This is a genomic window from Enterobacter sp. V87_3 (genome assembly GCF_029967835.1).
In the GTDB taxonomy this organism is placed as follows: domain Bacteria; phylum Pseudomonadota; class Gammaproteobacteria; order Enterobacterales; family Enterobacteriaceae; genus Enterobacter; species Enterobacter cancerogenus.
The window spans coordinates 153,240-159,320 of record NZ_JASCAM010000031.1; the positions used below are offsets into that span (position 1 = coordinate 153,240).

Annotated in this window: 6 protein-coding genes; 1 reads left to right on the forward strand and 5 read right to left on the reverse strand. The window is 57.0% G+C overall.

Going from position 1 to position 6,081, the window contains the following annotated elements:
* Nucleotides 1–28 precede the first annotated feature (28 nt).
* Nucleotides 29–1,678 carry a 2-isopropylmalate synthase gene (gene leuA, locus QLG21_RS19830; RefSeq protein ID WP_282485070.1) on the forward strand — a complete coding sequence of 550 codons (1,650 nt, stop codon included), beginning with the start codon at nucleotides 29–31 and terminating at the stop codon, nucleotides 1,676–1,678.
* Here the strand turns inward: leuA and QLG21_RS19835 are convergent.
* The 5 genes from QLG21_RS19835 to yqaB all read right to left on the reverse strand — a co-directional run bounded on the left by QLG21_RS19835 (nucleotide 1,675) and on the right by yqaB (nucleotide 5,780).
* Nucleotides 1,675–2,439, reverse strand: coding sequence for a helix-turn-helix transcriptional regulator (locus QLG21_RS19835; protein ID WP_282485071.1), 765 nt, complete (start codon nucleotides 2,437–2,439; stop codon nucleotides 1,675–1,677). The two genes, leuA and QLG21_RS19835, sit on opposite strands and share 4 nt — an antisense overlap.
* Before the next feature lie 53 nt (nucleotides 2,440–2,492).
* Nucleotides 2,493–3,008 (reverse strand): S-ribosylhomocysteine lyase, encoded by a 516-nt coding sequence (luxS, locus tag QLG21_RS19840; RefSeq protein WP_006178155.1) that lies wholly within the window; start codon nucleotides 3,006–3,008, stop codon nucleotides 2,493–2,495.
* 152 nt (nucleotides 3,009–3,160) lie between these two features.
* A complete protein-coding gene (gene gshA / locus QLG21_RS19845) occupies nucleotides 3,161–4,705 on the reverse strand; it encodes a glutamate--cysteine ligase (RefSeq protein ID WP_058608496.1) in 1,545 nt (514 codons plus the stop codon).
* A gap of 83 nt (nucleotides 4,706–4,788) precedes the next feature.
* Nucleotides 4,789–5,217, reverse strand: a complete 429-nt coding sequence (locus QLG21_RS19850; RefSeq protein ID WP_058608497.1) for a YqaA family protein — start codon at nucleotides 5,215–5,217, stop codon at nucleotides 4,789–4,791.
* On the reverse strand, nucleotides 5,214–5,780 hold the full coding sequence (yqaB, locus tag QLG21_RS19855) for a fructose-1-phosphate/6-phosphogluconate phosphatase (RefSeq protein ID WP_006178158.1): 567 nt from the start codon (nucleotides 5,778–5,780) through the stop codon (nucleotides 5,214–5,216). The genes QLG21_RS19850 and yqaB overlap by 4 nt, the downstream gene beginning before the upstream one ends.
* Nucleotides 5,781–6,081 lie beyond the last annotated feature (301 nt).

A 6,081-nucleotide genomic window follows, 5' to 3' on the forward strand; every position in this document is an offset into this window, starting at 1 on the left:
GATAGTAAAAAGACAACAGGAGCGCATCATGCTGAACACACCCGCCGACAAATACCAACCCTACCCTACCGTTTCATTGCCCGACCGCCGCTGGCCTGAGCAGCGCATTACCCATGCGCCACGCTGGCTCTCAACGGACTTACGCGATGGCAACCAGGCGCTTGCCGAGCCGATGGACAGCGCGCGCAAGCTGCAGTTCTGGGATCTGCTGCTGAGCTGTGGGTTCAAAGAGATTGAGGTCGCCTTTCCGTCGGCCTCGCAGACCGACTTCAACTTTGTTCGCCAGCTGATTGAAGAGAACCGCATTCCGGATGACGTCACGATTCAGGTGTTAACCCAGGCGCGGGAAGATCTGATCCTCCGCACTTTTGATTCCCTGCGCGGCGCCAAACAGGCCACGGTGCATCTCTATAACGCAACCGCCCCGCTGTTCCGTCGCCTGGTGTTCGGCATGGAGAAGGCGCACGTCGTGGAGCTGGCCACGCGGTCCACGCGCCTGATCCGTCAGCTTTGCGAGGCTAACCCTGAAACCCGCTGGCAGTATGAATACTCGCCGGAAACCTTCTGTTTTACCGAGCCGGAGTTTGCCCTGGAGATTTGCGAAGCCGTGGCGGACATCTGGCAGCCGTGCGCTGTACGCCCGATGGTGATCAACTTACCCGCCACCGTAGAAGTCAACACGCCGAACGTCTATGCCGATCAGATTGAGTATTTCTGCCGCCACTTTAGCCGCCGCCGCGACATTTGTATCAGCGTGCACCCGCATAACGACCGCGGCACCGGCGTTGCCAGCGCGGAGCTGGCCGTGATGGCCGGGGCCGACCGCGTGGAGGGCTGCCTGTTTGGTAACGGCGAGCGCACGGGCAACGTCTGCCTGGTAACGCTGGCGATGAACCTCTACAGCCAGGGCGTTAGCCCGAACCTCGACTTCAGCGAGATGGCGCGCGTGGTGGAAGTGGTAGAAAACTGTAATCAGCTTCCGGTCCATCCGCGCCATCCGTGGGCCGGACGGCTGGCCTACACCGCGTTTTCCGGCTCGCATCAGGATGCGATTAAAAAAGGTTTTGATGCCCGCAAGCCTGACGCGCGCTGGGAGATGCCTTATCTGCCGGTCGACCCACAGGATATTGGCTGCACGTACGAAGCGGTGATCCGCGTGAACAGCCAGTCCGGTAAGAGCGGGAGCGCGTGGCTGATAGAGCAGAACCATGGACTGAAATTACCCCGTGCGTTGCAGCAGGAGTTTAGCCAGCACGTGCAGCAGGAAACCGACCGTCACGGAAAAGAGATGACCCAGAACGCGCTCTGGCAGCTGTTCCGCAGCCGCTACGGCCTGGTGGCGACGCCGCGCTTTGCGCTGCAGTCCTATCGCAGCGACAGCGAGCAGGACGGGCAGTTACGCTTGACGGCAAATATCCTGACCGAGGGGGGAACCCGCCAGCTGGACGGACAGGGAAACGGTTTGTTATCCGCCGCGGCTAACGGGCTGAGCCGCTGGATCAATGCGCCGTTTGCGATCAAGGATTATCACGAACACACGCTGGGCGAGCGCAGCGACAGCCGTTCAGTGGCCTATATTCGCTGCCTGTTCCAGGACGGCAGCAGCCGCTGGGGCGTGGGGATCGACAGCGACGTGGCGCGCGCTTCGCTGCAGGCGCTGCTGAATGCCGTCGGTTAACCGTCTTTGAAATAATCGCTGGGTGAAATGCCCATCACCCGGCGGAACATTGCGGTAAAGGCGCTGTGGCTGCCGTAGCCCAGATCCAGCGCCACGCGTAATACCGGCTGGCCCTGCGCCAGCCGTACCAGCGCCTCCAGCAAACGCGCCCTTCTCACCCACTCGCCGTAGCGTAACCCCGTCTGCTGCTGAAAATGGCGGTTCAGCGTGCGCTCACTCATCCCGAGGGCGTTGGCAGCCTGGGCGCTGCTCCAGGGTTCACCCGGAGAATGGCGAATACGCAGGCTAAGGGTACGTAACGGTTCGCTTTGCGGTTCGGGCAGATGAAAGGGCAGCACCGGCATCACGCGGATTTCATCCAGAATCAACTCATACACGCGTTCATCGCGGCTGCCGGGCGCGTAAGATTCGGGAAGCGTCAGGGAGGCAAGGATCAGCTCGCGCAACAGCGCGGAGATCTGCACGATCTGACAGGTGGCCGGGAGATCGGCGCGCGCCAGCGGATCGATAAACAGCGTGCGGGCAGCAACGTTGCCGGAGATGCGCAGGGAATGCGGTGTATCCGCCGGTAGCCAGACGCCGCGCCCCGGTGGGACAACCCAACAGCCGGAGGCGGTGTCCACCCGCACCACGCCGCTCAGGCTGTGCAGCAGCTGGGCGCAGTCGTGCTGATGCCACGGCTCGCTGTCGCCATGAAGGTAATCATGCGCAAAGGGAACGAGGGGGCGATGGGTAAAGGAGAAGGTTGCGGTTGTGGTCATGGGCTAAACAACCCTCACCCTACCCTCTCCCTGAGGGAGAGGGAAAAGGTGCACTAGATGTGCAGTTCCTGCAGTTTTTCTTTCGGCAGCGCCAGCTCGTCGTTGCTGTTCACGCGGACATCACGTTCGATGATGTGGCGCGCGATCTCCTGCGCTTCTTCCAGAGAGTGCATCTGGTAAGTACCGCACTGGTATACGTTCAGCTCAGGGATCTGATTCTGCTCTTTTACCTTCAGCACGTCCTGCATCGCCGCTTTCCAGGCATCCGCCACGCGTTTTTCTTCCGGCGTGCCAATCAGGCTCATGTAGAAACCGGTCCGGCAGCCCATTGGAGAGATATCGATGATCTCCACGCCGTTGCCGTTCAGATGGTCACGCATAAACCCGGCGAAGAGGTGCTCCAGGGTGTGAATGCCTTTTTCAGGCATCACTTCTTTGTTCGGCACGCAGAAGCGCAGATCGAAAACGGTGATCGTGTCGCCGTGCGGGGTGTGCATGGTCTTCGCCACACGTACAGCAGGTGCTTCCATACGGGTATGGTCGACGGTAAAGCTATCTAATAACGGCATACGTCACCTCCGATAGTGATTTTTTTTAAAATAAACTGAACTCTTCTACAGAATGCGCGTCTGAGTATATGAAAGACGCGCATTTGTTATCATCATCCCTGAATTCAGAGATGTATATTTTGGCCACAGCGATGTGGCCTTTTTCTTTTGGCTCAGGCCTGCTTCGCCAGAAACGCCTCAAACGACTCGGTATCTGCCGCCTCGACCTCTCTCTGACGCACGATAGACGCCTCGCGCTCCGCCACAAAATCGGCTTCACTCAGCACCTCTAACGGCTCCTGCATCAGCATCTCACGGTACTCCGCTGCAAGCGAACGCCCGGTGCCGCCAATGCCCTGATCAATCATAGAACGCAAGATACGCGCTGAGAACGTCAGTTCAGGGTTATCAAAGCTTTCGACCAGCTGGTCACACACTTTTTGATACTCCTCACCGCCATAGACGCTGTCCAGAGTCTGGGCGACACGTTTCAGATCGCGGAACAGATCTTTGCCTACCTTCGGCAGCGGGAATTGCGCCGTTTCACAGCCAATGCCCAGCGTCAGACCCGGCTTGCGCCCTTCCAGAATCACCCGATTCCAGTTCGTGCGGGTACAGAGCAACTCATCCGCACTCATTTCCGGCGCATCCGCCAGCACGCACCAGACCATAAACAGATCGAGGAAGCGAACCTGCTGTTCATCAACGCCTATCGGTGAGAACGGGTTGATATCAAGCGAGCGAACTTCGATGTACTCAATACCCCCACGCTGCAGCGCATCCGACGGCGTTTCACCGCTGCGCGTTACGCGCTTCGGACGAATAGGCGCATACAGTTCATTCTCAATCTGCAGCACGTTGCTGTTGATTTGCAGGCGCTTGCCGTCTTTTTCGAGGCCGATTTTTTCGTACTCTTCAGACGGCGTTTTGATTGCCCGCTTCAATCCTGCCACATACTCATGCAATTCGTTAAACGTAATACCGAGATTGCTTTGCGATTTATTGGTATAGCCAAGATCGCTCAGGCGCAGAGAGGTGGCATAGGGCAGGTAGTACATACCGCACTCGGTCTTCTCAAACGGCAATGTGGTCGGTTTCCCCTGAAGGAACGACGAGCAGATGGCCGGAGAGGCACCAAACAGATAAGGAATGACCCAGCCAAAACGGTAATAGTTGCGGATCAGGCGGAAATAACCCGCAGAGATCGCCTCTTTATCCGTTTCACCGCATTTCGCCTGCCAGAACGCCATCGGCAGTGAGAAGTTGTAATGGACACCGGAGATAGTCTGCATCAACGCGCCGTAGCGGTTTTTCAGCCCTTCGCGGTAGAGCGTTTTCAGACGACCCACGTTAGAGGTGCCGTACTGCGCCAGCTCAATCTCCTGCCCCTGCTCGATATAGCACGGCATGCTGAGCGGCCACATGCGCTCGTCGCCCAGATTACGGGCGGTGAAGCGATGGACATCGCGCAGCGTTTTCAGCATATGATCAATATCGCCGTCTACCGGAGTAATGAACTCCAGCAGCGCTTCGGCGAAATCAGTTGTGATCCATTTATGTGTCAGCGCCGAGCCTAACGCTTCCGGGTGACCCGTTGTCGCTAAGCTACCATCCGCATTAACGCGCAGCGTTTCGCGTTCCAGCCCACGCTGAATACCCTTCAGTGCCTGAGGGTGGTTTTCCAGCCAGGCCAGCGCCTGTGATACGTCCGGGATCAATTTGACCTCCCGCCTGTCAAAGTAATGTTTCTCAGCATAATTGTAATGGTTGACGATTGAAGGTCGCTATCTCACTCCACCAATTAGTGCCACCACGTCATACCCTGTAGTGTTACCCATGCCACGAGAACATACCGTAACGCCTTGCCAAGGCACAAAAAAAAGAGAACCGGCCCCCAGGAGATGCGCATCCATCCCGCCAGAAGGCACAGCAAATCACCTATTACAGGCATCCAGCTTAATAACAGCGTGGCAGCGCCATAGCGTTTTAGCCAGCCGACTGCCTTTTCCTGCCAGCGCGATTTTTCGCGTAGCGGAAAGAAACGCCCAAGAATAACGTTAGTCAGCCCTCCAAGGCTATTACCCATTGTTGCTATTAACACGAGCAACCAGGGCTGACTTGCGCCGGACAACAGCATCGCCACCAGTACGACTTCCGAGTTGCCCGGTAATAGCGTAGCGCTTAAGAAACTGCTGGCAAACAGTGAAGCAAGTGACAGCGCGTCACTCACAGTAAGCGAACATCCACCGCGGCCATTCCGGCATCACGCGCAGCCTGAATACCAAAATCGGCATCCTCGAAAACAACGCATTTTGCTGCGGGTACGCCCATCAGTTCAGCACAGAGCAGAAAAGTGTCCGGTGCGGGCTTATGATTTTTAACATGATCGGCGGCAACCACGGCAGAAAAATAGTGGCGCAGGCCCAGATGATTCAGCAAGGCTTCCGCCACTGCGCTTTCGCTGCCCGTACCGACCGACATCGGACGACGTCCGTGCCATGCCTTCACCACATCAATCAATGGCAAAGGACGTACGGTATCTAATAGCATAGCTTTCACTGCGTCGGTTTTTTCGCGTGCGAGTTGATGCGGGTCGAGATCGGCCTGATTCAGCTCAATCACGGCCTGGGCAATACGCCAGGTGGGAGATCCGTTGAGGGCAACCATCGCCTGCAAATCGAAACGCATACCGTAACGACCCAGGACATCATCCCAGGCCTTGCGATGCGTCGGCTCGGTGTCTAAGAGGGTGCCATCCATATCAAAGATCAGACCGTCATACTGTGCGTACATCGTGCTCTCGCTAAACGATTAACAAAGCATTACTTTATCGTAAACGGGCGTTTTTGTCGCTGAAAGAGAGTGGGATTACTGACGGAACGTCGAAGGAATAAACAAGAGGAGAATATGGTGCATCCGGGAGGATTACTCGGCTGCGCCTTGCCCTTCGGGCCGTTGCTAAAGCAACGTTATCCTCCCTGGTGCTTGCGGCTAAACCGCAGACCTTGAAACAATAGCGTAGCTATTATCTCGGAGAATATGGTGCATCCGGGAGGATTCGAACCTCCGACCGCTCGGTTCGTAGCCGAGTACT

What these genes read in the sequence shown, in the direction of transcription:
- leuA (WP_282485070.1), top strand. Translation starts at nt 29, where the DNA reads ATGCTGAACACACCCGCCGACAAATACCAACCCTACCCTACCGTTTCA.
- QLG21_RS19835 (WP_282485071.1), bottom strand. Translation starts at nt 2,439, where the DNA reads ATGACCACAACCGCAACCTTCTCCTTTACCCATCGCCCCCTCGTTCCC.
- luxS (WP_006178155.1), bottom strand. Translation starts at nt 3,008, where the DNA reads ATGCCGTTATTAGATAGCTTTACCGTCGACCATACCCGTATGGAAGCA.
- yqaB (WP_006178158.1), bottom strand. Translation starts at nt 5,780, where the DNA reads ATGTACGCACAGTATGACGGTCTGATCTTTGATATGGATGGCACCCTC.